General features: G+C 46.9%; 4 protein-coding genes. 2 read left to right on the top strand and 2 right to left on the bottom strand.

What is annotated here, in order from left to right; all coding sequences use genetic code 11:
- Positions 1-996: protein translocase subunit SecD (locus tag ENN47_08160; GenBank protein ID HDP78141.1), on the bottom strand; the 996-nt coding region annotated here is incomplete at its 3' end.
- A gap of 24 nt (positions 997-1,020) precedes the next feature.
- Positions 1,021-1,413, bottom strand: a complete 393-nt coding sequence (gene yajC, locus ENN47_08165) for a preprotein translocase subunit YajC (protein ID HDP78142.1) — start codon at positions 1,411-1,413, stop codon at positions 1,021-1,023.
- 157 nt (positions 1,414-1,570) lie between these two features.
- On the opposite strand from yajC, the gene ENN47_08170 reads away from it, so the two are divergent.
- Together ENN47_08170 and ENN47_08175 are read left to right on the top strand one after the other, a co-directional pair.
- Entirely contained in the window at positions 1,571-2,125 is a 555-nt protein-coding gene (locus ENN47_08170) for a ribosome recycling factor (protein HDP78143.1), read from the top strand.
- A partial coding sequence (locus tag ENN47_08175; GenBank protein HDP78144.1) for an isoprenyl transferase occupies positions 2,125-2,294 on the top strand: 170 nt, incomplete at its 3' end. The genes ENN47_08170 and ENN47_08175, both read left to right, overlap by 1 nt.

Below are 2,294 nucleotides of genomic sequence, written 5' to 3' on the forward strand. Positions count from 1 at the left end.
AACCCTCTTGTTGAAGGACGCAAGATCAACAGGAAGATTTCCGCTTCCGACCAAAATCGAGACTTCTCTAGCCTCTTCAATCGTGTTCAGTCCTTCAATCACTGCGTTCCCATCAGAAATCTGGGATTGAACTAGAGGCGCGATAATTACCCTGTCGTCCAAGACGATCGCGAGTCTCTTCTTCATATCCGTGTCGGCATAAGTCGACTTTACAGACGTGATATCTCTGAAGGTTTTCGCCCCTTCGGAACTGAACTTCAGAGAAACCATGAATCTTCCCTGACCGGGCCTTGGCTGGTTGTTGACGAGGGGCTTGGCATCGGTAACTACACTTCCGTCAAGTTCTGCGTAGCTTGAACCTACGCTCACCATCGGGCTGATGAAATACCATGTGTTGTTCTGCACTCCACCGACGTACTCACCGTAGTGAAGTTCCTTAACCCAATAAGGTTCGGCTCCCTGAAGCTTTCTTCTGCTTATCTCCAGGGACATTCCTGCCGGGATAGAGGGAGTCGAGACCGACGTTTCTATCGCCAGAACATCGGCAAAGTAAAGCCTACCGGTCTTTCCGACCAGGTTCTCCGCTCTGGAAACATCTGTAATACCAGGAATCTGGACCCTTACTCTTACAGGTGGAATATCCTCTCCAAAGGAAATTCCTGCGGTCACTTTTTCGACTGTCGCTTCAGTGAAACCCGCAGCATCCAATCTTGCCCTCAAGACCTCAATAACTCTGTCTGCAAGTGCATTCATCTCTGAATCCGAGACATCAGTAAGCATTTGGTACTCAAGAAGAGCTCCACCCTTTATATCAAGCCCTAACTTGATGTTTGCAGCTAGCTTATCCATGAAGCTGCTTTCGGCTGGTGCACTACCGTGAGGTATGAGCAGCGGAAGCAATGCTGCTATCAAAACCACTACGGTAACGATCAAGCGTTTTTGGTTTGCTCTCATACGGACTTTGCCCGAAAAACTCGGACAGACACCCCCTTCCAATATCTACGAATATTACTAAAACTGTTACTGCTTAACGTTTACATCTGGTTCTACTTCTTCCTTTTCATTCTCGCCCTTGTTCACTACAACAGCGATCGCCTTTCTTGTAACGTCCAGTTCCGTACCGGTGCCGGTCCTGATCCTCAGGCTATCGGGCTTTATCATGGTAATCTTCCCGATTATTCCGCCGGCCGTTACGACTTTATCACCAACCTTAAGCTTCTCCATCATCTGCTTGAACTGCTTATCCCTCTTCCTCTGAGGCATAATAATCAAGAAATAAAAGAAAGCAACCATTAGGACTAGCCAGATGATTATCCCTGAGAAGCCCCCGCTGGTCGCAGCCCCTGCATCTGCCGTAGGAGCTGCAACATCTCCTGCTGGGGCATATGCTATGAAACTAAGGATTGAAAACATTTACATACCTCCTGTCATGGTTAGAGCACCTGTATGATTTTACCAGAATAGACTACCCAATTCAACTAACAAACCTTTTTGGAGTTCTGTCGCTGCCAATAGGGAACGGCTTACATGATATAATTCCGTTGACAAACGGATGAAAGGGAGGAAGATCATGAGTAGCCTGCTGAAAGAAGCTGAAAGCAAAATGAAGAAGAGCGTCGAAAAGATCGTCGAAGAGTATAGTCAGATGAGAACGGGCAGACCTTCTCCTGCCCTTCTTGAGTCCGTAAAAGTCGACTACTATGGTGTCCCGACTCCGATCAATCAGATGGCAACGGTAACAGCGACAGAAGACCGCTCTCTTATAATCAAGCCGTGGGACAAGACAGTTCTGGGCCAGATAGAGAAGGCAATATTCGGCTCCAAGCTCGATCTTACACCAATCAACGACGGGGTCAACATCAAACTGAATTTCCCGATACCGACAACGGAACAGAGAGAGAAATGGGTAAAGCTTGCAAGAGACAACTCCGAGAAGGGGAAGATAGCAATTCGAAACATTCGAAGAGATGCAATCAAGGAAGCAAGGGATTTGGAGAAGGCCTCAGAGATGACTGAAGACGACCTAAAGAAATTTGAGGATGATATTCAAGATCTCACGAATAAGTATATAGAAGAGATGGATAATGCTTTCGAAAAGAAGAGCAAGGAGATTATGGACTTTTGATGGCACTTCCCGTTCATGTTGCCTTTATTATGGATGGAAACGGCCGCTGGGCAAAGAAAAGAGGACTTGAAAGAATCGAGGGACATAAGAAAGGGGCAGAAGTTGCAGATTCGGCTTCTCGTTGGTGTGCCGATTTAGGGATACGATACGTAACACTCTATGCGTTCTC

Source organism: Mesotoga infera, assembly GCA_011045915.1.
Taxonomy (GTDB): domain Bacteria; phylum Thermotogota; class Thermotogae; order Petrotogales; family Kosmotogaceae; genus Mesotoga; species Mesotoga infera_D.